Origin of the sequence: Pseudomonas capsici (genome assembly GCF_017165765.1) — a bacterium.
GTDB lineage: Bacteria > Pseudomonadota > Gammaproteobacteria > Pseudomonadales > Pseudomonadaceae > Aquipseudomonas > Aquipseudomonas capsici.
This window is the reverse complement of the sequence record NZ_JAFGZD010000007.1, coordinates 149,930-171,739: the sequence shown is the minus strand read 5'-3', so window position 1 is coordinate 171,739 and position 21,810 is coordinate 149,930. Positions and strand designations below refer to the sequence as shown.

Genomic DNA, 21,810 nt, shown 5'->3' with positions numbered 1-21,810 from the left:
CTGAATGACCCTCGACCGTGATGCCGCCTCTAATGTAGCCAAGGTTCTATCCGAAGCGCTGCCATACATTCGCCGCTTTGTCGGCAAGACGCTGGTAATCAAGTACGGCGGCAACGCCATGGAAAGCGAGGAGCTGAAAACCGGCTTCGCGCGTGACATCGTGCTGATGAAAGCGGTAGGCATCAACCCGGTGGTCGTTCACGGCGGCGGTCCTCAGATCGGTGATCTGCTCAAGCGCCTGTCCATCGAGAGTCACTTCATCGATGGCATGCGCGTCACCGATGCCCAGACCATGGACGTGGTGGAAATGGTTCTGGGCGGCCAGGTCAACAAGGACATCGTCAACCTGATCAACCGTCATGGCGGCAGCGCCATCGGCCTGACCGGTAAAGACGCCGAGCTGATTCGTGCGCGCAAGCTCACCGTCAGCCGTCAGACACCGGAAATGACCAAGCCTGAAATCATCGACATCGGCCATGTGGGCGAAGTCGTGGGCGTCAACACCGAACTGCTTAACATGCTGGTCAAAGGCGACTTCATTCCGGTCATCGCACCTATCGGTGTCGGCCCGGATGGCGAGTCCTACAACATCAACGCCGACCTGGTGGCAGGCAAGGTTGCAGAAGCCCTCAAGGCCGAAAAACTGATGCTGCTGACCAATATCGCCGGCCTGATGGACAAGCAGGGCGAAGTCCTCACCGGCCTGACCACCGAACAGGTCGACGGCCTGATCGCCGACGGCACCATCTACGGCGGCATGCTGCCCAAGATCCGTTGCGCGCTGGAAGCAGTCCAGGGCGGCGTTCACAGCTCGCACATCATCGACGGCCGCGTCCCCAACGCCGTACTGCTGGAAATCTTCACCGACAGCGGTGTAGGTACACTGATCACCAATCGCAAGCGTCACTGATTGCGAAGGCGACACCAAAGCCCTGCCAGCTTGTGTTGGCGGGGCTTTTTTATGCGCTAGAGAAGCTCTTCGCGAATGAATTCGCTCTTGTGGTGTCTCCGGTACAGCGCAGGTAATACTGCAGGAGGCAGCTTGCTGGCGACAACGGTGAACTCGCCAGCAAGCTGCCTCCTACAGTCCTCTGAAGGACTTGCGACACTTCATGCAGACAGAGCCAATTCATTCGCGAAAACGCCAGAAACCACGCTACCTGAGCAGTTTCTCCACCCTCGCCCGGTCCTCGGCAAAGCTTGCCTCGGCCTGTACGCGGGAGGTCTGGTAGCGGGTGATATCGGCCTGGATTCGCTGTTGCTGGTCCTGCACGTCGTTCAACTGATCGATGAGGGCCTGAGGGATGGGGCGGCCTGCGCGTTCAAGGTCGGCAGCCTGGCTCTGCAGGTTGCGCTGCTGGGCGTTGAGCCCCTGGATATTGCCCTGGGCCACGCCGATCAGGGCATCCAGTTCGGCCAGCCTGCGGGCCTTGACGCGGTCCACCTCTTCGACGCTGCTGTAGAGGCTCAGCAACTGCGCATCGGCATTAGCCTGGAGCTTGTCGGCCGCCGCCTGCCGGACTTCTTCGGCAGTCGGTGCAGGAGGGATGACCTGCACCACTCGCCCTCGGGCGTTGAGTACTTCGTAGCCCTTGGCGACATACTCCGGCGGTACGCCCTGGCGATCCAGAACGGTCACGCCACGGCTGTCGATGTAGCGATAGAACAGAACGTCAGCCGGATCGGCAGCCTGAGCCGTCACGGGCGCAAGCACGCCCAGTGACAGCCACAGCACCACATTCAGCAGGCGCATGTTCATGCGAGCGACAGCCATACACTCCCCTTGTCAGATCCCGTATTGCGCCCTGTAGGCTTCAACCGCAGGCAAGTGCTGCTTGAGTTGAGGATCGTCTGCAAGGAATTGTAGAACCTGATTCAGGGAAACGATGCTCACCACCGGAATTCCGAAGTCACGCTCGACTTCCTGAATGGCCGACAGCTCGCCATTGCCGCGTTCCTGGCGGTTGAGCGCGATCAGGACACCGGCCGCTGTTGCGTCCTGGCCCTTGATGATCTGCATGACCTCACGAATTGCGGTGCCAGCAGTGATGACGTCGTCGATGATCAGCACATTGCCGGTCAACGGCGCGCCAACCAGGCTACCGCCTTCACCATGTGCCTTGGCCTCTTTGCGGTTGAAGCACCAGGGCAGATCCATGCCGTGATGTTCCGCCAGAGCCACGGCTGTCGCGGCCGCCAGGGGAATTCCCTTGTAGGCTGGCCCGAACAGGACGTCGAAGGAAATACCGCTGTCGACCACTGCTGCCGCGTAGAAACGCCCCAGCTGCGACAGGGCCGAACCGCTGTTGAACAGACCGGCATTGAAGAAGTACGGACTGGTGCGCCCGGACTTGAGAGTGAACTCACCGAAGCGCAAAACGCCGCGATCGATGGCAAAACGAATGAAATCGCGTTGATACGCTTGCATGAAAAAAGCCCCGAATACCACGGATTTAGCTAAATAGGTAGAGCTCGGGTATCATACACGCACGTGATTTTTGGGGCCATTTATGCGGATCATCAGTGTGAACGTAAATGGCATTCAAGCTGCAGTCGAGCGCGGTTTGCTCAGTTGGCTGCAAGCGCAGAATGCCGACGTCATCTGTCTACAGGACACCCGCGCCTCCACCTTTGAACTGGATGATCCGGCTTTTCAGCTGGATGGCTACTTCCTTTATGCCTGCGAAGCCGAAGTTCCTGCCCAGGGTGGCGTGGCGCTGTATTCGCGGTTGCAACCGAAGGCGGTAATCAGCGGCCTGGGCTTTGAAACAGCCGACCGCTACGGGCGTTACCTGCAAGCAGATTTCGATAAAGTCAGTATTGCAACCCTGCTTTTCCCCTCGGGAATGAACGGGGACGAAGACTTGAATCAGAAATTCAAGCTCATGGACGACTTCGCCAAGTACATGGACAAGCAGCGCCGCAAGCGTCGCGAATACATCTACTGTGGCTCGTTCTATGTGGCGCAGCAGAAGCTCGACATCAAGAACTGGCGCGACAGTCAGCAATCTCCTGGCTTCCTGGCGCCGGAACGCGCCTGGATGGACGAGATTGTCGGCACCATGGGTTATGTCGATGCCCTGCGCGAAGTCAACCGCGAAGGCGATCAGTACAGCTGGTGGCCCGACAGCGAACAGGCCGAGATGCTGAATCTGGGCTGGCGCTTCGACTATCAGATCCTGACGCCGGGTCTGCGTCGCTTCGTGCGTAGCGCTCGCCTGCCGCGTCAGCCACGCTTCTCGCAGCATGCGCCGCTGATTGTGGACTACGACTGGACCCTGACGATCTGATCCGGCTCCTCCGGGCCCCATGAAATCAGGTCCTTGCAGGTCGACAGAGAAAATGCCCGTATCGCAAGGTACGGGCATTTTTCTTGGGCGTAATGACTGGATACTCCTCGGCGCCGCGTGCAGTTCCAATTCCGATCTATAGTAGTGACTTCAGTTTGGCTAAAACCTGTTGTGCAGGAATGGCAGGTATTGCCGAAAGCATGAACACATGGCTATGCAACAAAGCAGGACCAGCCTCCCAGACCGGAATCCAGATATGAATGCACCGAAAGAATCCGTCATCATCACAGGCATCACGGGCCAGGATGGCGCCTATCTGACTCAATTGCTGTTGGAAAAAGGCTACAAGGTCTACGGTACCTATCGTCGTACCAGCTCAGTCACCTTCTGGCGGCTAGAGGAGCTTGGCGTCACCAACCATCCCAACCTGCATCTGGTCGAGCATGACCTTACGGATCTGAGCGCAAGCATTCGCCTCCTGCAAAAAGCCGAACCGACACAAATCTACAACCTCGCGGCCCAGAGCTTTGTGGGGGTTTCCTTCGACCAGCCGCTGACCACTGCCGAAATTACCGGGCTTGGTGCCGTCAACCTGCTGGAAGCCATCCGCATCGTCAATCCGAAGATCCGTTTCTACCAGGCCTCGACCTCGGAGATGTTCGGCAAGGTGCAGCAGGTTCCACAAACCGAAGACACCTCGTTCTACCCGCGCAGTCCTTATGGCGTGGCCAAGCTGTATGCGCACTGGATGACCATCAACTATCGCGAGTCGTACGGCATCTTTGGTGCGAGCGGCATTCTGTTCAACCACGAGTCGCCACTGCGCGGCAAGGAATTCGTGACCCGCAAGATCACCGATGCCGTGGCGCGCATTTCCCTGGGCATGCAGGACGTTCTGGAACTGGGCAACATGGATGCCAAACGTGACTGGGGCTTCGCCAAGGAATATGTCGAAGGCATGTGGCGCATGTTGCAGGCCGATGAGCCGGACACTTTCGTGCTGGCCACCAATCGCACCGAAACCGTTCGCGACTTCGTATCCATGGCTTTCAAGGCCGTCGATATCCATCTGGACTGGAAAGGCAGCGCCGACAACGAGCATGGCATCGACACCCGCACCGGCAAGACCGTGATCCGGGTCAACCCCAGATTCTATCGCCCGGCGGAAGTCGAGCTGCTGATTGGCAATCCTGAAAAAGCCAGAAAAGTACTGGGCTGGCAAGCCACTACCAATCTGGAGCAACTCTGTCAGTTGATGGTGGAAACCGATCTGAAGCGCAACAAGAACGGCACTTCGTTCTGATAGTACCTGACGCCCCCGAGTGCATTGGCATTCGGGGGCTGATTCCTCAGCGAGCCGCCTTTACCTCGGCACGCCAGTAATCCAGCAGCGCGGCAAGGGTTTCCTGAAGGTCGATGCCGGGCTGCCAGCCAATGGCATTGCGGATGGCCGAGTTATCACCGACGGCACTGGGAATATCCGAAGGGCGCATGCGCTCAGGATCTTCGCCCACTTCAATCTCCCGTGAACTCATGGCCAGCAGCATGTCGAGCATCGTCTGCATCCTGCGCGGCTGACCGCTGCAGATATTGAAGCAGCGCGGATAGTCGCCTTCCTGCTCGGCCAGTTGCAGCAATGCGATATAGGCGTTGCAGACATCGCGCACATCGAGAAAGTCGCGTTCGGCCTGCAGATTACCCACCTTCAATAACGGCTCCTGCTCGCCGGCTTCGACAAGCGCGATCTGGCGGGCAAAGGATGCCGTGGCAAATTCGGGCGACTGTTGAGCACCGATATGATTGAAAGGGCGCACGATAATGCCCGGCTGACCTTGCCTGAAATACTCGTTTACTGCGGTTTCGGCAGCCAGTTTGCTGGCAGCGTAAGGATTGAGCGGCTGGCACGGGCTGCTTTCCGTCAGGGGAATCGCCTGTTTGAAACTGCCGCCATAGACCTCCGAAGAACTGACGAACAGCACGAACGCCTTGGGCGCCTTGTTCTGCAAGGCCTGGAGCAGGTTGACGCTGCCCATGACGTTGGTTTGCCAGGTCAGCAGAGGCTCCTTGAAACTGGTCGGCACATGGGTAATGGCAGCCAGATGCACCACATGGGTAGGCGCGGCTTCGGTAATTGCCTGCTCCAGAGCCTCGGCATCGCGAATGTCGCATTGCAGGTACTGGTCGGCATGGGAGGGCGCAGGCGAAGTGTTGCCTATCAGGGCAATCACGTGATGCCCGGCACTCTGCAGGCTCTCACATAGAATTTTCCCAACGAAACCGTTGGCGCCGGTGATCAGGATGCGCTGCATCTTGGAGCTTCCTCAGTGGCTTTTGGCAAGCATTGGAGCTTGAAAGACAGGCTTTCTGGAGCCGTTGCAAGCAGGCTAGCCCGAGTATCCGGCTTTGTCCTGAAATGGGACTCGCGGGTCACTATCAGAGCTTTTTTTGCTGCCCGAGTTCAGCCCGAAATTTTTCCCACCGCCACCTGACGAAGAGCATTAACCCTTCTACGCTTTTAGTCGATAGCACTGAATATCCATCACTGTTGGTGTAGCCCCCATGTTCAATACCAGCTTGAAAAAGGAATTACAGGCGCAACAAGCCGAGTTATCGATGTACAGACAGATGCAACGGGGCATGGACGCCCGAATGGTGTCCGTAACAGTTGATGCCAACTATCGCATTACTCACGCCAACACCAACTTTCTCAAGATGCTGGGCTATTCCGCCGAGCAACTGGTGGGGCGCAACATGGACCAGTTGATACCGGCCTATGTCAAACAGCTCGACTGCTACCGCAATCTTGTGGCTGCAGTGCAAAAGGGCGAATCGGCTTTCGATAGCTACCGGTTTCTGAAGGCTGATGGCAGCCTGGCCTGGATTCGCGCCATGTGGCAGCCGATTCTGGATGACGGCGGCAAGCTCCTGGAAATCAAGTGCTACGGTTCGGACATCACCCAGACCGTCGAGACTGCCGCCGAAAACGCGGCCTTCATTCAGGCCTTGCTGCGCTCAACCGCAGTGATCGAGTTCGATCTGGGCGGTCACGTACTGATTGCCAACGATCAGTTCATGCGCGGCATGGGCTACAACCTGGGGCAGATCAAGGGCAAGCATCACAGCATGTTCTGCGAGCCGCATGAGAGTTCGAGCAGTCAGTACAAGGATTTCTGGGCCACTCTGAACCGCGGCGAGTTCGTGGCCGGGCGCTTCAAGCGTCTGGACAGTGCTGGCCGGGTCGTCTGGCTGGAAGCGACCTATAACCCGGTGCACGATGCCCAGGGCAAGCTCTACAAGGTCGTGAAGTTCGCCACAGTCGTGACGGATCAGGTGCTGCGGGAAGAAGAAGTCAGCAAGGCCGCCAGTATCGCCTTCGAGATTTCGCAACAGACCGACGTCAGCGCCCAGCGGGGAGCAACGGTGGTTCAGAACACCGTTCAGACCATGCACAAGATCTCCGATGAGCTGCAATCGGCCTCCTCGGGCATTGAAGCACTCGGCAAGCAATCGCTGCTGATCAGTTCCATCGTGCAGACCATCGGCGGTATCGCTCAGCAGACCAACCTGCTGGCTCTCAACGCAGCCATCGAGGCGGCCAGGGCCGGCGAGCAGGGTCGCGGGTTTGCGGTGGTGGCCGATGAAGTGCGGCAACTGGCCGGGCGCACCAGCGCAGCCACCGAAGAGATCGTCAGCGTCGTGCAGCAGAACCAGAACCTGGCCGATGAAGCCGTGCGCGGCATGATCAACAGCCGGGAACAGGCAGAGCAGGGCCTGGCGCTGGCCAACGAAGCGGGCTCGGTGATTGTCGAGATCCAGGAAGGCGCCAAGCAGGTGGTCGGTGCAGTGGGGCAGTTTGCCAATCAATTGAAATAAGCTGAGAACAGAGTCACTCGATCCGGAAACGGACTTGAGACACAATGACGCCCTTTGGCTCATGACGCTGCCCGCATGCCGACGCATCGGGCAGCCCGTCGAAGGAAAGTCCCCCGATGACTCTGTTTTCCAGACAATGGCGCAAAGGACTGGCGCTGGTTGCACCGCTGGCCCTGTTGCTCACTGCATGTGATGTCTCCGAGAAGCCGACCAAGACCACTCCACCTCATACTTCGTACAACAAAAGCACCTGGGACGCCTTGCCGGCTGTTTCCGACAGCGATCTGCAGGCCGGTTTCGCCTCGTGGCGCAGCGCCTGCACCCGGCTCAAGGCCGATCCGGTATGGGCCGAAACCTGCAGTGCAGCGGCCAGCCTGCCTGCCAGCCCTGGCGCGGCAGAGATACGTGCCTTTCTGCAAAGCAGCCTGCAGGTCTACAGCCTGCGCAACGACAGCGGCAGCGCCGACGGCCTGATTACCGGTTACTACGAACCCGTCTACCCCGGCAGCCTGAAACAGACCGCACAGGCTTCGGTTCCGGTCTACGGCATTCCCGACGATCTGATCGTGGTCAATCTGGACAGCATCTATCCGGAACTCAAGGGCAAGCGCCTGCGTGGACGGCTTGAAGGACGCGTGCTCAAGCCTTATGACGACGCCGCGACCATCAATGAGAAAGGGCTGAACGCGCCCGTGATCGCCTGGCTGACCGACCCGATGGACCTGCAATTCCTGCAGATCCAGGGCTCCGGGCGAGTCAGCCTGCCAGACGGTACGCAAGCGCGCCTGGCCTACGCAGATCAGAACGGTCGTCCTTATCGCGCCATTGGCCGCTGGCTGGTGGAGCAGGGCGAGTTGAAGAAAGAAGACGTGACCATGGGCACCATTGCAGCCTGGGCCAAGGCCAACCCGCTGCGGGTTCCCGAACTGCTGGCCAGCAACCCCAGCTATGTGTTCTTCACCCGCAACCCGGACAGCAACGAAGGGCCGCGGGGTTCGCTGAACGTGCCGCTGACCGCCGGTTACAGCGTGGCCATCGACCGGAAAGTGATTCCACTGGGCAGCCTGCTCTGGCTGTCGACCACACGCCCTGATGGCAGTAGCCTGATCCGGCCGGTAGCGGCTCAGGACACCGGCGGTGCCATTGCCGGGGAAGTGCGCGCCGATCTGTTCTGGGGCACAGGTGAAGAAGCCGGGCATCTGGCCGGGGATATGAAACAGAAAGGCAATATCTGGCTCCTGTGGCCCAAGGACAAGCCTTTGCCTCAGGATGGCGAGACTGCGCAGAAGTAGGTTTCTGCGCAGCTTACGCCGCGAAGTGACAGCCTCGGCTATGCCAGTCGGCTGTCCACCTCGAAATCCAGCTCCCTGGCTTTGGCCACGATGCTCTTGAAGGACGCATGGCGCACATTGAGCAGGTAGTTGAATTCACGGGGCACGATCACGCTGGGCACCGCCAGCGCCAGACTCTGGCCAGACTCCAGCCATGCATCGCCATAGGAGGAAGTGGAGGGCGGCGCGGGCTCTTCGCGCCAGTCCGCAGGCAGGTTGTCGGGGCGGGCCTTGAGAATTCGATCCTTGGGAATCTGCAGCTCCAGCATGACGTAATGCTGGACCATGCTGGAGTTGTCCAGATGGACCAGCACTTCCAGCAACGCCAGCGACTCGCTGCCGGCGCAATACACGCAAGCCTGGCCCTTGCTGTTCCAGCGTCCACCGTAAAGCTTTGCACCTTCACCATCGAAAGCCTGAGCCAGCCATTTGCGTTTTACCAGACGATAGACATGGATCACGCAACGACCCCGTGCTCAAGACGACCAATCAGGTCCAGCACGGCCTGGGCTTCTGCCGATGTGGTGAGCATTTCCAGCGGTCTGCGCTGGCCAAGCCCGTAGACAGGCTTGGTCAGCCAGCGGCGGGTGGCTTCGGCGTCGTCTTCGAACAGGTCCATTGCAGCCTTGTAAATGGCCGCCAGGCGAAACAGCCGATCGCTCTCTTCGGCATTGAACTGACGCACTTTGAGGCGTCGTTGCAGCGTCGCAGGCGCGATTCCCAGGTGTTCGGCCAGGGTCGAGCGATTCAGGTCGGTGTAGTTGGCCAGTCGCTCGAACACTTCGTAGGGCAGTCCGGTACGCAAGGCGTTGTACAACTGCGCGCCACGGGGAGGCACGCCCAGTTTCTGCCAGAAATCCTCATTCTGAACAGGGGTTGGGTAATAGTCGCGAATAGCCAGAGGCATGACAGAATCCTTCCATCTACTGATAGTTACCAGATATATCACTTGATAAGCCATCTGTCATGGATGACTCTGACAGACGGTTGAAAACCGACTCGTGCAACCGGAAAGTTCATCCCTTTTTATTGACGCTACATTCAGGAAAAAGCGCCAATAAATCATTATGTCATTGAGGTATATATAAGTTTGCCTGCCCTGCTATATTGAATCTGTGCTGTAGTGCAATCCCAGATGCTGCAAGGCCTGCTGCACTAAAAAGGCACTGATCCATCAGGCTTCCACGCGCACAGTTATTGCATGAAAGTCGTTACAGCAGGGCAAGAAGGGACTTGTAGATTCATGGATGGGTGTCGAAGTATCAAAGGGGTTTTTACAGGTTACGTTCCGGCCCGTTTTTTTCGTGAAGGCAATCGGACGTATCGATACTCTGCTGCCGTCAGCCTGAAACTTTTGTAGTGAGAAACAATGAATGTCCATGATTCCGCTGCTGATTTGCGATGACTCCAACATGGCTCGCAAGCAACTGTTGCGAGCCTTGCCTGAGGACTGGGGTGTATCGGTCACGATGGCAACCAATGGACTCGAAGGGCTGGGCGCCGTTCGCAGTGGATTGGGCGAGGTGGTACTGCTGGACCTGACGATGCCCGTGATGGATGGCTATCAGGCGCTGGCGGCCATTCGTGCAGAAAACCTCGAAGCCAAGGTGATTGTGGTTTCCGGCGACGTTCAGGATGAAGCGGTCCGGCGGGTCATGGAACTCGGCGCACTGGCCTTCCTGAAAAAGCCCGCCGACCCCGATGAACTCAAGCAGACCCTTGTGCGGCTGGGCCTGATGGGCGAGCCGACAAAGGTGCCGACCGCCATTGTGCCGCTCAAGGATGGCGTCATCAGTTTCCAGGATGCCTTCCGGGAAACCATCAACGTTGCCATGGGCCGGGCCGCGGCCTTGCTGGCCAAGGTGTTGGGCGTGTTCGTGCAATTGCCGGTCCCCAACGTCAACATGCTCGAAGTCGGCGAGTTGCACATGGCGCTTGCCGATGCCCATCGCGACCAGCGTCTCACTGCGGTGTGCCAGGGCTATATCGGCGGCGGAATTTCCGGCGAAGCGCTGCTGATTTTCCATGATTCGGAACTCTCCGACATGGCTCAGCTCATGCAACGCGATTCGCCCGACTACACCGACATGGAAATGCTGCTGGATCTCTCCACGGTCCTGATCGGTGCCTGCCTGAGCGGAATTGCCGAGCAGATCGATATCGCGTTCTCGCAAAGCCATCCACAGATTCTGGGGGCTCAGGGCGGGATCGATGATCTGATTCGCGTCAACAGCAAGCGCTGGAAGAAGACCCTCGCGGTGGAGATCAGTTACAACATCGAAGGCCACAACATCCACTTCGATCTGTTGATGCTGTTCACCGAAGACTCGGTCGAACTGCTTACGCGCAAACTTGCCTACATGATGAGCTGACCCCATGAGCCATATCGATATCAACGAGCTGCACTGGCTGTTGGCCGTTACCCAGAACATCGACGTCGGCATCGTGGTCCTGGATCGGGATTACCGGGTGATGGTCTGGAATACCTTCATGGAGAACCGCTCCGGCGTGACGCCGTACGAGGCGACCAGCAAGACGTTCTTCGAGCTGTTCCCCGAGGTCAACCAGCAGTGGTTCAGCAAGAAGGTCGAGAATGTCGTGACCCTCGGCACGCCTGCTTTCACGATCTGGGAACAGCGACCTTATCTGGTGCGTTTCAAGAACTACCAGCCCATCACCGGGCAGGAAGAGTTCATGTACCAGAACACCACGATGTTTCCGTTGCGGGCGACCAACAACGAGATCAACCAGATCTGTCTGGTGATCTACGACGTGACGGACGTGGCCACCAACCGGCATCAGTTGCAGGCCGCACTCAAGCAACTCTCCGACAGCAACTCTGCCAACGGCTAATCGCCACAAGGGAGCAGGGCCGCCATCAGGCTGCGGCCCGCCTCCTGCTCGTGCTAGGATCGCGATTTTTCCGGTGACGTTCAGGGACATCATGCGACCTCAATCCACACTCACTGTTTTGCCTGTCGAGCACCCTCTGGTCGGGCGCGTCAGCCCGCCGGGCTCCAAATCGATCACCAACCGTGCGTTGCTGCTGGCTGGCCTGGCAAAAGGAACGAGTCGCCTGACCGGTGCCTTGAAGAGTGACGATACCCGCGTCATGTCCGAAGCCCTGCGCCTGATGGGCGTCCAGGTCGACGAACCGGATGACAGCACCTTCGTGGTCACCAGCTCCGGCCACTGGCAGGCTCCGCAACAGGCGCTGTTCCTGGGCAATGCCGGCACTGCGACCCGCTTCCTGACGGCCGCACTGGCCAACTTCGAAGGCGAATTCATCGTCGATGGCGACGAGTACATGCGCAAACGTCCCATCGGCCCGCTGGTCGATGCCTTGCAGCGCATGGGCGTACAGGTCAGCGCGCCAACCGGTTGCCCGCCCGTCACGATCAAGGGCCTGGGCGGCCTGTCCGCCGGGCGTATCGAAATCGACGGCAATCTTTCCAGCCAGTACGTCTCGGCCCTGCTGATGGCCGGTGCCTGCGGGCAAGGCCCGATCGAAGTGGCCCTGACCGGCAGCGAAATCGGCGCACGCGGCTATGTGGACCTGACCCTGGCGGCAATGAAAGCCTTCGGTGCTGAAGTCGAGGCGATTGGCGATGCGGCCTGGAAAGTCTCGGCCACCGGCTATCAGGCCACGGACTTCCATATCGAGCCTGACGCTTCGGCGGCCACTTACCTGTGGGCAGCGCAAGTACTGACCGACGGCAAGATCGACCTGGGCGTCGCCACTGAAGAATTCACCCAGCCCGATGCCCTGGCCAGCCAGATCATCGACAGCTTCCCGAACATGCCGGCCGTGATCGACGGTTCGCAGATGCAGGACGCGATTCCGACGCTGGCAGTGCTGGCGGCGTTCAACAACCATCCGGTGCGTTTCGTGGGCCTGGCGAACCTGCGGGTCAAGGAATGCGACCGCATTTCGGCGCTGTCCCACGGCTTGTGTGCCATCGCGCCGGGGCTGGCGGTAGAAGAGGGTGACGATCTGCTGGTTCATGCCAATCCGGCACTGAGCGGTCAGACCGTCGATGCGTTGATCGACACCCATTCCGACCACCGCATCGCCATGTGCTTCGCCCTGGCGGGCCTGAAGATCGCGGGCATCAGGATTCTCGACCCGGACTGCGTCGGCAAGACCTATCCCGGCTACTGGGCAGCGCTGGAGTCACTGGGCGTACAGATCGAACGCTGACAGCCCTTCGCGACTGAAGTCGCTCCTGCACCGCATGGCAGGAGCGAATGTTCAGATCCCGAAAATCGGCTGCAGCATCCGGGCAAGCAGGCCCTGGAAGCGCAGCGGGGAGTCTGTGCCCATGACACAGATGCAATGCTCACCGGCGTTGGCCGTAGGCTGGTGCCGGGTGTCGCTATCCAGGTCCGCGAGATCTCCGGGCCGGTATTCGCCCAGCTCATCGTGGTAGGAACCCTGAAGCACGAGGGTCATTTCGCTGCCCCCATGGCCATGAAACGGCATGCTGACACCAGGAGCGATTCTCAGCAGCATGAGGCTGCCTTGCTCCAACCCCTTGGCCTGGACCCGCTGAACACCGGGAAGCAGGGTTTTCCAGGGTTGTTCGCTCAGGTAGCGGCCAAAGTGGGCATGCAGGGCAACGGGTAACAAATCCGCGCTCTGCACAACAGGCTCGACCGGTGCAGCGACGCGGGGCGACTCATCCAGGCGAGCCAGCATGGCATCGCGTCCCCTGGCGGGTTCGGCACCTGAGCTGTATTGCTGAATCAGCAAGCCACCGATGCGCTCTGCATGGCGCACGCGTTCACGACACTCCACACACTGTTCCAGATGAGCGGCGGCAACCGGAGAAATTGTCTGTGCAAGCGCACCCGAAGCGTAACTGACCAGAGTGGCTTCATCGGGATGATGGACTGGGCTCATCATGACTCCTCGACCTTGGAGCGCAGCTTTTGAAAGGCCAGACGCAGGCATGACTTCACAGTCCCCAGAGGCATGCCGAGGCGTTGAGCGATCTCTCGATGGCTGAGCGCTTCAAAGTAGGACATCCGTAAAACCCTGGCCTGATCGGCTGGCAGGTTCTGGATGGCCATATTCAGTTGTTTTTCCTGGCGCTGGCTGTAATCGAGTGAACTGTCGGCAGGAGCCTCCAGAAGCTCGAGTTGTTCCAGCGAGTTCTGCACCACGACCCAGCCGCTGTCCTTGCGCACGCTGTCGATATACAGGTTACGCGCGATCCGGAACAGCCAGGTTCCGAGGCTGGCCTTGGCCGGATCAAAGGACTCGGCCTTGTGCCACAGCTTGAGCAGCACTTCCTGCACCAGCTCTTCGGCCTGCCCGTCAGGCACTTTCAACCCCGTCAGATAGCGCAGCAGACGCGGGGCGAAGTGATCGTAGATGCGCATGAAGCTGTCGCGGTCCTGACTGCGGGCCACAGCGGTGACTTCATCGATCCAAAGTCGGGTGATTGGCGAGTCGCTGCACGAAGGTGACACGTGACGGAAGGTCCTGATGCTGGCAATGCTGCTCATGATCACCTTCTGTGCCCTCGTTGGGTCGGGTTGCCTGTGTATTACGCAACCTGCCGCCAAACGGATCACAAGATGAACTGCCGGGAAAAGTAGTTTTACCTGGTCGCCATGATAGCCGTCTGCCACGGACTGGAGGAGCCTGTAGCAGCGAAAAGCACGGAAAGACGGAATCTGATCAAAGGCGGGGAGTTTATTTCAAACCTGTCTAAGCCACTATGATTTCTGTCAGTGGTCGATAAAACCCTTTCCATTAACCTGCACATCAGGAGTTACTTCAATTCATCCCTTCGGGGGGTTCACATGGACATCGACCTTTCCCACCACTCAATGAAACGCGCTCTGATCCGGCTGATGTTCCTGATGCTGGTCATCGTCGGAACAGGACTCGTTATCGCGCCCAACCGTGCAGAAGCAATCAATCTGGCCGAATGCACGGGTACGCATACTGCAAACTGGTCGCCGGGGCTGACCAATACCGAGCATCCGGTCAATGTTTCGACGACCAGCAACTGGAACCTCTGCGTATTACCTCTGGGGGCCACGGCATCGTCCGTACAGAACTTTCAGGCGACCTTCTCCTGCCAGTCGCTGCTCTTGCAGACACCGCCCATCAGTTGGGTCATCAACTGGAACGATGGAACGACCAGCACTTATGAGTTCACGGCAACCGTGAACAATATCGGCAATCTGAATACCACCATTCTGGGAACGGGCAAGATCACCGACGGGCGTTACAAGAATGCCAATGCCACCACCACGTTCGTGCTTGCGAACCTCAAATCCATCTTGAACAACGACTGCAATCAACCGACAGGCGTCGTGCAGGTCAGCGGTCCTTCCACACTCACTATCTCGCCTTGATACGTGAGTGGCAGCACAGGAAGGTTGTGTCTGACGTCACAACCTTCCTGCACAGACCCGGATTTAAAGCACCACGCTCGGCAGCCACAGCGAAATGGCAGGGATATAGGTGACCATCATCAGCACCATGAACAGCGCCAGATAGAACGGCAGCAGTGCCTTGACGGTGGCTTCGATGGTGACCTTGCCCACCGCAGCACCAACGAACAGTACCGCGCCCACCGGCGGTGTAATCAGCCCGATCCCCAGATTGACCAGCATGATCATGCCAAAGTGAACCGGATCGACACCGATACCGGTAATCACGGGCAGCAGGATAGGGGTCAGGATCAGGATCAGCGGCGCCATGTCCATCACCGTACCCAGCAACAGCAGCATGACGTTGATGCACATCAGGATCACGTAACGGTTATCCGACAGCGTCAGGAAAGCCGTGGTGATCTTCATGGGAATTTCCATCAGCGTCAGGATGTAACCGAAGCTGGCAGCAAAACCGATCAGGATCATGACGATGGAAATGGTCCTTACCGCCCGGTGCATAAGCTTGGGCAGGTCGCGCCACTTGTAGTCGCGGTAGATGAACATGGTGACGAAGAACGACCAGACCACGGCGACGGCCGCCGACTCGGTCGCGGTGAAAACCCCGGTCAGGATTCCCCCCAGGATGATGACCATGGCCATCAGGCCCCAGAGCGCATCGGCGGCAATCTTCAGTGCCTGACGCAATGGAATGACTTCACCCTTGGGGTAATTGCGCTTGCGGGCGAAAACCATGCACAGCGCCATCATCACCGCGCTGAGCAACAGACCGGGCATGATGCCGGCCATGAACAGCGAAGCGATGGACACCGTGCCGCCTGCCGCCAGCGAGTACAGTACCGAGTTATGGCTGGGCGGTGTCAGCAAGGCCTGCACCGAACCGCTGACCGTTACGGCCGTGGAAAAGTCCCGCGGATAGCCTTTGCGCTCCATTTCCGGAATCAGCACCGAACCGACCGAGGCGGTGTCGGCCACGGACGAACCCGATATGGCCCCAAAGAAGGTCGAAGCGACGATATTCACCAACGACAGGCCGCCGCGCACGAACCCCACCAGCACACCGGCAAATGCCACCAGCCGTCGGGACATGCCGCCTTCGGCCATGATTGCGCCCGCCAGCACGAAGAACGGAATCGCCAGCAGCGAAAACTTGTTCACACCGCCTGCCACCTGAATCATCAGCGCATCGAAGGGAATCTCGATCCACCAGGCCCCGATCAGCGCCGAAAGCCCCAGGGCATACGCGACCGGCATGCCCAGCAGAATCAGCGCGATGAAGCTTCCCAGCAATATAAAAGCGTCCATTCATGCGGCCTCTTCGCTTTCTTCCAACAGATCGAAGCGCACGGCACGGCGGTGGCTTTGATCACCCAGAAACATTTTTTCCAGCACGAAGATCAGGGTCAGGATGCCGCCGATCGGGATCGGCAAGTAGGAAATCCCCACCCGCAGGGACGGCATCTCACCGAGGTATTGATTCCAGGTCGTCGCACAGAGCTTGAAACCCTTGACGGCCATGAACACACACACCACCGCCATGAGAATCTGCACCAGTAAGGCCGCGTACTTGCGCAACGGCGGCGACATGCGCTCGGTCGCCATCGCTACCGCCATATGTGCACCGGCACGATAACTGGCGGCCGCACCGAAGAAGGTGAACACCACCATCAACAGGATCGCGGTGGGCTCGGGCCAGCTGGAACCACTGCCCAGTACGTAGCGGGCGAAGATGCCCCAAGGGATTATCAGGCTCATCGTCAGTACCGACAGGCCGGCAATCGCGATGCAGATCCGGTAAAGCACGTCGTTAATGCGCAGTAGCGTATTTTTCATTGGGCTCACCACAACCAAGGCGAGCGGGCTTTCGCCCGCTGCGCGGCATTATCGAATGGGCTTAGTTGGCACCGACCTTGGCGGTATCGGTCTTGACGGCTTCGATACGGCTGATCAGTTCCTTGTATGGCGCGCCGTATTTATCGCGCACAGGTTGCGTGGCGTCGTAGAAAGCCTTCTTCTGCTCAGGCGTCAGGGTGATGAACTCCACACCGCTGGCCTTGAGTTTCGCTTCGGCCTCGGCCGACTTCTTGTCCCACAACACACGCTCTTCCATCTGCGCTTCGCGGGTCAGTTTCTTCACCAGCGCCTGCTGGTCGGGGCTGAGCTTTTCCCAGGTTGCCTTGGAGATCACTACCGGCTCGGGCAGGATCAGGTGCTCGGTCAGGGTATAGAACTTGGCGTTCTGGTAGTGGTTGTGTTCCAGCAGGGTCGGCGGGTTGTTTTCCGCACCGTCGATCACACCGGTCTGCAGGGCACTGAAGATTTCGCCCGTGGCCATGGCGATGCCGTTGCCGCCCATGTCATTGATGGTGTCGATGAATACCGGATTGCCCTGCACCCGGATCTTCATGCCCTTGAGGTCGGATATCTGCCGCACCGGCTTCTTGGTGTACAGGTTGCGAGTACCGCCATCCATCCAGGCCAGGGCCACCAGGTTGAAGTTCGAGTTGGTGATCTTGTCGAGGATTTCCTGACCGATCTCACCGTCGATGATGGCGCGCATGTGTTCATGATCACGGAACACGAACGGCAGGTTGAACACGTTCACATCCGGTACGACCGGCCCCACGATACCCAGGCTGACCCGGGTCATCTGGATGGCGTTGGCCTGGACCTGCTCGATCACTTCTTTCTCCGAGCCCAGCACACCGCCCGCGAACATCTTGAAGCTGATGTCACCGTTGCTTTGTTCCTGCAGTTTCTTGCCCATGTTCTGTTCGGCGACCACCGGCGGGTAGCCGGTAGGGTGTACTTCGGCGAATTTGATCCTTATCTCCGCCAGGGCGGCGTTCGAGAAGCAAAATGCCAACGGCAATACAGTGAGGAGGAGCTTGCGTTTGAAATCCATGGAGTTCTCCGATTTTGTTGTTTTTGGTCGGTGCTACGGGATTTTCAGTGTCGGCAGGTCAGCTCTGGAATATCGGCTCCTCAAGCCCGGTCACGCCGGGTCTGAAGGCAAACACACCGCCAGCCAGAGGTTGGTCGCCGATATCGCCACCCGGGCGAATGGAAGTGATGTACAGGGTATCCAGCCCTGAACCACCGAAAGCGCACATGGTTGGTTTTTTCACCGGAACGGTCACGGAGCGGTCGAGCCTGCCCTGTGGCGTGAACCGATGGATCAGTCCGGCATCGTTGGCACAGATCCAGTAACAGCCATCGCTGTCGACTGCCGCGCCATCGGGACGGCCCGGATAATCGTTCATGTCCACGAACAGACGGCGGTCATGAGGCGTGCCGCTGTCCGTGTCGTAATCGAACGTCCAGATTTTCTGCACGTTGGGGTGGGAATCGGACAGGTACATCGTTTTGCCGTCAGGGCTGAACCCTAGACCATTGGGAACGATGTAGCCGTGTAATTGCGCATTCAGTTGCTGCTGCCCTGCGCTGTAGCGATACAAGGCCCCGGCAGAAACGCCGGCGGCCATGTCCAGCAGCATGGTGCCCGCCCAGAAACGGCCCTGACGGTCGCAACGACCATCGTTGAAGCGCATGCCGGGTTGTTCATGCTCGACGCTGGCCAGCAAGGTGCTGGTCAGGCTTTCGCCTTCGCCGGGCTGCAAGTGGAACAGACCGCTTTCCATCCCGGCGATCCAGCCGCCGCTGCTGTGAGCTGCGATGCAGGCCAGCATCTGCGGGGCTTTCCAGCTTTGGGTACGGTTATCGGCAGCATTCCAGCGGTACAAACGTCCGGCTGGAATGTCGACCCAGTAAAGCGCTTGCTCGCGAACACTCCAGACCGGGCTCTCACCCGTTGCGTTGCGGGCATCGAAGATCAGTTCAGCATCCATGGCAGTTCGGATCTCTATGAAGTCTTCCGATTGAAAGAGCGGCGGTCATTCGTCGCCGAAAGGTCCTGCGGCAACAAAGGCACCACCCTGATAGATCCGGGCCGGATCATCGGCGGCCGGCATTGGCTGGGCTTCGACCTTGTCGCGGAAAACTTCGGAGCTGTCCTTGGGGGAATAGCCCAGATGGCTGGCCAGCCGGTTGTCCCACCACACGGTCTTGTTGTCTGACATCCCGTACACAACGGTATGCCCGACATCCGGCGTATACAGGGCACGTTCCAGGAGTTGAGTCAGGTCGTCATAGCTGAGCCAGGTGCTCATCATCCGACGGTTTTGAGGTTCACTGAACGAAGAGCCGATGCGGATACTCACAGTTTCTATGCCGTAGCGATCGAAGTAGAAACTGGCCATGTCTTCGCCATAAGACTTGGACAGACCGTAGTAACCGTCCGGGCGACGAGGCGCATGGGCATCGATGACCTGGTCTTGCTTGTAGAAGCCGATGACGTGGTTGGAGCTGGCGAAGATCACCCGTTTGACGCCGTGGCGGCGGGCAGCTTCATAGATATGGAACACGCCGGCAATATTGGCGCCGAGGATTTCCTCGAAGGGACGTTCGACTGAAACACCGCCGAAATGCAGGATCGCATCGACGCCTTCCACCAGTTGGTGTACGGCCTGTTTGTCGGAGAGATCACATCTCTGGACTTCTTCACTACTATCAATAGGAGGCTCGAGTTCCGCGATATCCGAGAGTCTGAGCGTTTTCGCATAAGGCCGCAGTGTCTTGCGCAACACCTTGCCCAGGCCTCCTGCCGCACCTGTGAGCAGGAGGCGGTTGAAGGGATTTTGAGTATGACGAGCTGTAGTCATGAGAGATTCCTTGTTTGTTATTGTTATATGTTGTCGTACAACAGGAAGGAGTATTTACAGCATAGCCCGCTTTGTCAACGCATCGGCAAAGGATAGCCGGACCGATGGAGGGAGCAGTTCGATCAATTCATGTCAGGCCCCCTGACACCCGCCACATCACCTGCACACAGGACCGTGATGAACAGTTTCCAGCATTTCGATATCAACGTTGTCGGACGCGACTTCGCGGTTGGCGATATCCATGGGCATTTCGCCCGACTAGATGGGGTTCTCGATGAAATTGGCTTCGACAAGGTCATCGACCGCCTGTTCTGCACCGGTAACCTGATCGATCGTGGCCCGCAAAGTCACTTGTCTGCCGAATGGCTGGACCAGCCCTGGTTCTTCTCCGTACAGGGCAGCCATGAAGCTCTGGCCATCGAGCATGTGGAAGGTTTGCCGCTGGACTATCAGAAGTATGTGGCCAATGGCGCAAGCTGGTTTCTGGAGCTGTCCGATGAAAACCAGTTGCGCTTCGCCGAACGCTTCTCCCGGATGCCGCTGGCAATGGAAGTGGATACCGCCAACGGCCTGATCGGCATTGTGCATGCCTGTTGTCCGCTACCTACCTGGGATCTCATGAGCGCGGTAGTACGCGAGGAGTTGCCGGGGCTGGCGCAACTGCGCAAGTCATGCCTGTGGTCACGCATGCGATTACGCTCGGGAGACACGACCGGTATCCCGGACCTGAGAGCACTGATCGTGGGCCATTCGCTGGTGCGGCAGGTAGAAATCCTGGGCAATGTATTTCATATCGATACCGGCGGCTGGCAGGCAGACGGCAGCGGTTATTTCACCATTCTGGAGCTCGATACGCTGCACATGCATCAGGAGAAATAGGCCTCTGGCGAAATATTTCTCATAAGGCCGTGGTGCAAACAAGCTTCCATGTTTCAGGCATGAAACGACACCCCTGTTTTTATTGATTGAGCAATAAAAACATTAACCACCCATCGCCTCGAAAGGCCCGATGTTCACGGGCCTGCCACACTGGCTTGGAGCAGTAAACGGCCACCCGATGCTCAGGCCCTGAAAATGATCGACGATCCTGCAAAAGGACGCTCAAGTCATATTCATGGTAGTTCGCTTGTAAATGAAGGTTTGACGCCCCCCGCAAAACTGAATGCCGCTGAAGCGATTTCAGAGGCGGTAGCCATCTTTGAAGAACGTTCAGGGCCACCGTTATCCGATACGCAGCAACAATATGACTCTCCCCAGGTCGCCATTCTGCTGTGCACTTTCAATGGCCAGCGTTTTTTGCCCCAACAACTGGACTCCATAAAAAACCAGCGCTGGTCGTCCTGGTTCATTGCGTTATCCGACGATGGCTCAAGCGATGACACCCTGGAGATAGCGAATCATTACCGGGACTTGTGGGGAGCCGAGAAAATAAACGTGTGGCGCGGGCCAGGCCGCGGTTTCGCACACAACTTTCTGTCCTTTACCTGCAACCGTACTCTGCAGGCCGACTTCTATGCCTGGTGCGATCAGGACGATATCTGGGACGAAAACAAGTTGCAGGTGGCCGTCGGCTGGTTGCAAAGCGTCCCCCGTGACGAACCGGCGATTTATCTGGGGCGCACCGAACTGATCAGCGAACAGGGCGAAGTGCTTGGCTGTTCACCACTGTTCCAGAGACCGCCGTCTTTCGCCAATGCACTGGTGCAGAATATCGGCGGCGGCAACACCATGGTTTTCAACCACGCGGCTCGCTGCCTGCTGCAGGATGCCACCGAGCATCTGAGGCTGCTGTCGCTGGATATCGTGTCCCATGACTGGTGGGCCTATCTGCTGGTCACCGGCGTCGGTGGGCAAGTGCGTTACGACCCGACGCCCTACGTGCGTTATCGCCAGCACGACAACAATCTGGTGGGTTCGAACGCCGGCTGGAAAGCCCGGTTGATACGTATCCGCCAGTTGTTCAAGGGACGCTTCAGGGACTGGAACACCACCCATATCGCCGCACTGGAAGCGGTCATCCTGTATCTGACCGACGATAGCCGCGACTTGCTGGAACAGCTCAAGGCGCTGCGTTCGCCCTCGCTTGCCATGCGCCTGGCCAGTTTCAGACGCACCGATCTCTACCGCCAGACAAGGCTGGGCAATCTGGGATTGCTGATGGCGGTTGTCATTAATGTGATGTGA

At 58.4% G+C, this 21,810-nt stretch carries 23 protein-coding genes and 1 pseudogene; 12 read left to right on the top strand and 12 right to left on the bottom strand.

Translation table 11 applies throughout. The annotated features are described in order from the left end of the window. Positions 1 to 4 precede the first annotated feature (4 nt). A complete protein-coding gene (gene argB / locus JSY17_RS12160; protein WP_117163804.1) occupies positions 5 to 910 on the top strand; it encodes an acetylglutamate kinase in 906 nt (301 codons plus the stop codon). A 246-nt stretch (positions 911 to 1,156) separates the two neighbouring features. Here the strand turns inward: argB and JSY17_RS12155 are convergent, their stop codons facing one another. Further along, positions 1,157 to 1,774: a DUF4124 domain-containing protein gene (locus JSY17_RS12155; protein WP_162880533.1), complete on the bottom strand. Its 618-nt coding sequence runs from the start codon at positions 1,772 to 1,774 to the stop codon at positions 1,157 to 1,159. 12 nt (positions 1,775 to 1,786) lie between these two features. After that, positions 1,787 to 2,428, bottom strand: a complete 642-nt coding sequence (gene pyrE, locus JSY17_RS12150; protein WP_117180673.1) for an orotate phosphoribosyltransferase — start codon at positions 2,426 to 2,428, stop codon at positions 1,787 to 1,789. Positions 2,429 to 2,510: 82 nt separating this feature from the next. Between pyrE and JSY17_RS12145 the strand changes: the two genes are divergently transcribed. Both JSY17_RS12145 and gmd read left to right on the top strand, forming a co-directional pair. Beyond that, complete coding sequence (locus JSY17_RS12145) at positions 2,511 to 3,290, top strand: exodeoxyribonuclease III (protein ID WP_025257912.1); 780 nt, start codon at positions 2,511 to 2,513, stop codon at positions 3,288 to 3,290. 256 nt (positions 3,291 to 3,546) lie between these two features. After that, complete coding sequence (gene gmd, locus JSY17_RS12140) at positions 3,547 to 4,593, top strand: GDP-mannose 4,6-dehydratase (RefSeq protein WP_117184777.1); 1,047 nt, start codon at positions 3,547 to 3,549, stop codon at positions 4,591 to 4,593. A 46-nt stretch (positions 4,594 to 4,639) separates the two neighbouring features. Here the strand turns inward: gmd and JSY17_RS12135 are convergent, their stop codons facing one another. Continuing rightward, positions 4,640 to 5,599 (bottom strand): GDP-mannose 4,6-dehydratase, encoded by a 960-nt coding sequence (locus tag JSY17_RS12135; protein ID WP_122371117.1) that lies wholly within the window; start codon positions 5,597 to 5,599, stop codon positions 4,640 to 4,642. A gap of 250 nt (positions 5,600 to 5,849) precedes the next feature. On the opposite strand from JSY17_RS12135, the pseudogene JSY17_RS26025 reads away from it, so the two are divergent. From JSY17_RS26025 to mltA, 3 genes and pseudogenes are all read left to right on the top strand, one after another. Beyond that, positions 5,850 to 6,578: pseudogene (locus tag JSY17_RS26025) on the top strand (PAS domain-containing protein); the annotation flags it as partial. Then, a complete protein-coding gene (locus JSY17_RS26020) occupies positions 6,558 to 7,163 on the top strand; it encodes a methyl-accepting chemotaxis protein (RefSeq protein WP_236122670.1) in 606 nt (201 codons plus the stop codon). The pseudogene JSY17_RS26025 and the gene JSY17_RS26020, both read left to right, overlap by 21 nt. Before the next feature lie 116 nt (positions 7,164 to 7,279). Then, positions 7,280 to 8,455 carry a murein transglycosylase A gene (gene mltA / locus JSY17_RS12125; protein ID WP_206401811.1) on the top strand — a complete coding sequence of 392 codons (1,176 nt, stop codon included), beginning with the start codon at positions 7,280 to 7,282 and terminating at the stop codon, positions 8,453 to 8,455. Positions 8,456 to 8,493: 38 nt separating this feature from the next. Here mltA and JSY17_RS12120 read toward each other — a convergent pair whose 3' ends face one another. Together JSY17_RS12120 and parS are read right to left on the bottom strand one after the other, a co-directional pair. After that, positions 8,494 to 8,955: an RES family NAD+ phosphorylase gene (locus JSY17_RS12120; protein ID WP_206401810.1), complete on the bottom strand. Its 462-nt coding sequence runs from the start codon at positions 8,953 to 8,955 to the stop codon at positions 8,494 to 8,496. Continuing rightward, entirely contained in the window at positions 8,952 to 9,401 is a 450-nt protein-coding gene (gene parS / locus JSY17_RS12115) for a type II RES/Xre toxin-antitoxin system antitoxin (RefSeq protein WP_117180514.1), read from the bottom strand. Before parS ends, JSY17_RS12120 begins: the two co-directional genes overlap by 4 nt. 466 nt (positions 9,402 to 9,867) lie before the next feature. Between parS and JSY17_RS12110 the strand changes: the two genes are divergently transcribed. From JSY17_RS12110 to JSY17_RS12100, 3 genes are all read left to right on the top strand, one after another. Next, positions 9,868 to 10,866 carry a response regulator gene (locus JSY17_RS12110; RefSeq protein ID WP_117163811.1) on the top strand — a complete coding sequence of 333 codons (999 nt, stop codon included), beginning with the start codon at positions 9,868 to 9,870 and terminating at the stop codon, positions 10,864 to 10,866. Positions 10,867 to 10,870: 4 nt separating this feature from the next. Next, positions 10,871 to 11,347, top strand: coding sequence for a PAS domain-containing protein (locus JSY17_RS12105; RefSeq protein ID WP_117163812.1), 477 nt, complete (start codon positions 10,871 to 10,873; stop codon positions 11,345 to 11,347). Positions 11,348 to 11,438: 91 nt separating this feature from the next. After that, positions 11,439 to 12,695, top strand: coding sequence for a 3-phosphoshikimate 1-carboxyvinyltransferase (locus JSY17_RS12100; protein WP_201014900.1), 1,257 nt, complete (start codon positions 11,439 to 11,441; stop codon positions 12,693 to 12,695). A gap of 51 nt (positions 12,696 to 12,746) precedes the next feature. Here the strand turns inward: JSY17_RS12100 and JSY17_RS12095 are convergent, their stop codons facing one another. Both JSY17_RS12095 and JSY17_RS12090 read right to left on the bottom strand, forming a co-directional pair. Further along, on the bottom strand, positions 12,747 to 13,397 hold the full coding sequence (locus JSY17_RS12095; protein ID WP_206401809.1) for a ChrR family anti-sigma-E factor: 651 nt from the start codon (positions 13,395 to 13,397) through the stop codon (positions 12,747 to 12,749). Next, positions 13,397 to 13,909 carry a sigma-70 family RNA polymerase sigma factor gene (locus tag JSY17_RS12090; RefSeq protein ID WP_162880542.1) on the bottom strand — a complete coding sequence of 171 codons (513 nt, stop codon included), beginning with the start codon at positions 13,907 to 13,909 and terminating at the stop codon, positions 13,397 to 13,399. The genes JSY17_RS12095 and JSY17_RS12090 overlap by 1 nt, the downstream gene beginning before the upstream one ends. A 396-nt stretch (positions 13,910 to 14,305) precedes the next feature. Between JSY17_RS12090 and JSY17_RS12085 the strand changes: the two genes are divergently transcribed. Then, a complete protein-coding gene (locus tag JSY17_RS12085; protein ID WP_117180517.1) occupies positions 14,306 to 14,866 on the top strand; it encodes a hypothetical protein in 561 nt (186 codons plus the stop codon). A 63-nt stretch (positions 14,867 to 14,929) separates the two neighbouring features. Here JSY17_RS12085 and JSY17_RS12080 read toward each other — a convergent pair whose 3' ends face one another. From JSY17_RS12080 to JSY17_RS12060, 5 genes are all read right to left on the bottom strand, one after another. Continuing rightward, positions 14,930 to 16,210 carry a TRAP transporter large permease gene (locus JSY17_RS12080; RefSeq protein WP_206401808.1) on the bottom strand — a complete coding sequence of 427 codons (1,281 nt, stop codon included), beginning with the start codon at positions 16,208 to 16,210 and terminating at the stop codon, positions 14,930 to 14,932. Beyond that, positions 16,211 to 16,738, bottom strand: coding sequence for a TRAP transporter small permease (locus tag JSY17_RS12075; RefSeq protein WP_117180519.1), 528 nt, complete (start codon positions 16,736 to 16,738; stop codon positions 16,211 to 16,213). A gap of 61 nt (positions 16,739 to 16,799) precedes the next feature. Beyond that, positions 16,800 to 17,810 (bottom strand): TRAP transporter substrate-binding protein, encoded by a 1,011-nt coding sequence (locus JSY17_RS12070; protein WP_206401807.1) that lies wholly within the window; start codon positions 17,808 to 17,810, stop codon positions 16,800 to 16,802. 58 nt (positions 17,811 to 17,868) lie between these two features. Continuing rightward, positions 17,869 to 18,753 (bottom strand): glucurono-1,5-lactonase, encoded by an 885-nt coding sequence (locus tag JSY17_RS12065; RefSeq protein WP_117184765.1) that lies wholly within the window; start codon positions 18,751 to 18,753, stop codon positions 17,869 to 17,871. A gap of 45 nt (positions 18,754 to 18,798) precedes the next feature. After that, the gene (locus tag JSY17_RS12060; RefSeq protein WP_117180522.1) at positions 18,799 to 19,626 is read right to left on the bottom strand and encodes an NAD-dependent epimerase/dehydratase family protein; all 828 of its coding nucleotides are present in this window, start codon (positions 19,624 to 19,626) and stop codon (positions 18,799 to 18,801) included. A 177-nt stretch (positions 19,627 to 19,803) separates the two neighbouring features. On the opposite strand from JSY17_RS12060, the gene JSY17_RS12055 reads away from it, so the two are divergent. After that, the gene (locus tag JSY17_RS12055; RefSeq protein WP_206401806.1) at positions 19,804 to 20,505 is read left to right on the top strand and encodes a metallophosphoesterase; all 702 of its coding nucleotides are present in this window, start codon (positions 19,804 to 19,806) and stop codon (positions 20,503 to 20,505) included. A gap of 261 nt (positions 20,506 to 20,766) precedes the next feature. After that, positions 20,767 to 21,810 (top strand): glycosyltransferase, encoded by a 1,044-nt coding sequence (locus JSY17_RS12050; protein WP_232849416.1) that lies wholly within the window; start codon positions 20,767 to 20,769, stop codon positions 21,808 to 21,810.

Bases quoted from the DNA above. Each gene is read 5' to 3' on its own strand.
- JSY17_RS12080 (WP_206401808.1), bottom strand. From the start codon at position 16,210: ATGGACGCTTTTATATTGCTGGGAAGCTTCATCGCGCTGATTCTGCTG.
- JSY17_RS12135 (WP_122371117.1), bottom strand. From the start codon at position 5,599: ATGCAGCGCATCCTGATCACCGGCGCCAACGGTTTCGTTGGGAAAATT.
- JSY17_RS12155 (WP_162880533.1), bottom strand. From the start codon at position 1,774: ATGGCTGTCGCTCGCATGAACATGCGCCTGCTGAATGTGGTGCTGTGG.
- JSY17_RS12060 (WP_117180522.1), bottom strand. From the start codon at position 19,626: ATGACTACAGCTCGTCATACTCAAAATCCCTTCAACCGCCTCCTGCTC.
- JSY17_RS12055 (WP_206401806.1), top strand. From the start codon at position 19,804: ATGAACAGTTTCCAGCATTTCGATATCAACGTTGTCGGACGCGACTTC.
- argB (WP_117163804.1), top strand. From the start codon at position 5: ATGACCCTCGACCGTGATGCCGCCTCTAATGTAGCCAAGGTTCTATCC.
- JSY17_RS12100 (WP_201014900.1), top strand. From the start codon at position 11,439: ATGCGACCTCAATCCACACTCACTGTTTTGCCTGTCGAGCACCCTCTG.
- JSY17_RS12110 (WP_117163811.1), top strand. From the start codon at position 9,868: ATGTCCATGATTCCGCTGCTGATTTGCGATGACTCCAACATGGCTCGC.
- pyrE (WP_117180673.1), bottom strand. From the start codon at position 2,428: ATGCAAGCGTATCAACGCGATTTCATTCGTTTTGCCATCGATCGCGGC.
- JSY17_RS12065 (WP_117184765.1), bottom strand. From the start codon at position 18,753: ATGGATGCTGAACTGATCTTCGATGCCCGCAACGCAACGGGTGAGAGC.
- gmd (WP_117184777.1), top strand. From the start codon at position 3,547: ATGAATGCACCGAAAGAATCCGTCATCATCACAGGCATCACGGGCCAG.
- mltA (WP_206401811.1), top strand. From the start codon at position 7,280: ATGACTCTGTTTTCCAGACAATGGCGCAAAGGACTGGCGCTGGTTGCA.
- JSY17_RS12105 (WP_117163812.1), top strand. From the start codon at position 10,871: ATGAGCCATATCGATATCAACGAGCTGCACTGGCTGTTGGCCGTTACC.
- JSY17_RS12070 (WP_206401807.1), bottom strand. From the start codon at position 17,810: ATGGATTTCAAACGCAAGCTCCTCCTCACTGTATTGCCGTTGGCATTT.
- JSY17_RS12145 (WP_025257912.1), top strand. From the start codon at position 2,511: ATGCGGATCATCAGTGTGAACGTAAATGGCATTCAAGCTGCAGTCGAG.
- parS (WP_117180514.1), bottom strand. From the start codon at position 9,401: ATGCCTCTGGCTATTCGCGACTATTACCCAACCCCTGTTCAGAATGAG.
- JSY17_RS12095 (WP_206401809.1), bottom strand. From the start codon at position 13,397: ATGAGCCCAGTCCATCATCCCGATGAAGCCACTCTGGTCAGTTACGCT.
- JSY17_RS12085 (WP_117180517.1), top strand. From the start codon at position 14,306: ATGGACATCGACCTTTCCCACCACTCAATGAAACGCGCTCTGATCCGG.
- JSY17_RS12075 (WP_117180519.1), bottom strand. From the start codon at position 16,738: ATGAAAAATACGCTACTGCGCATTAACGACGTGCTTTACCGGATCTGC.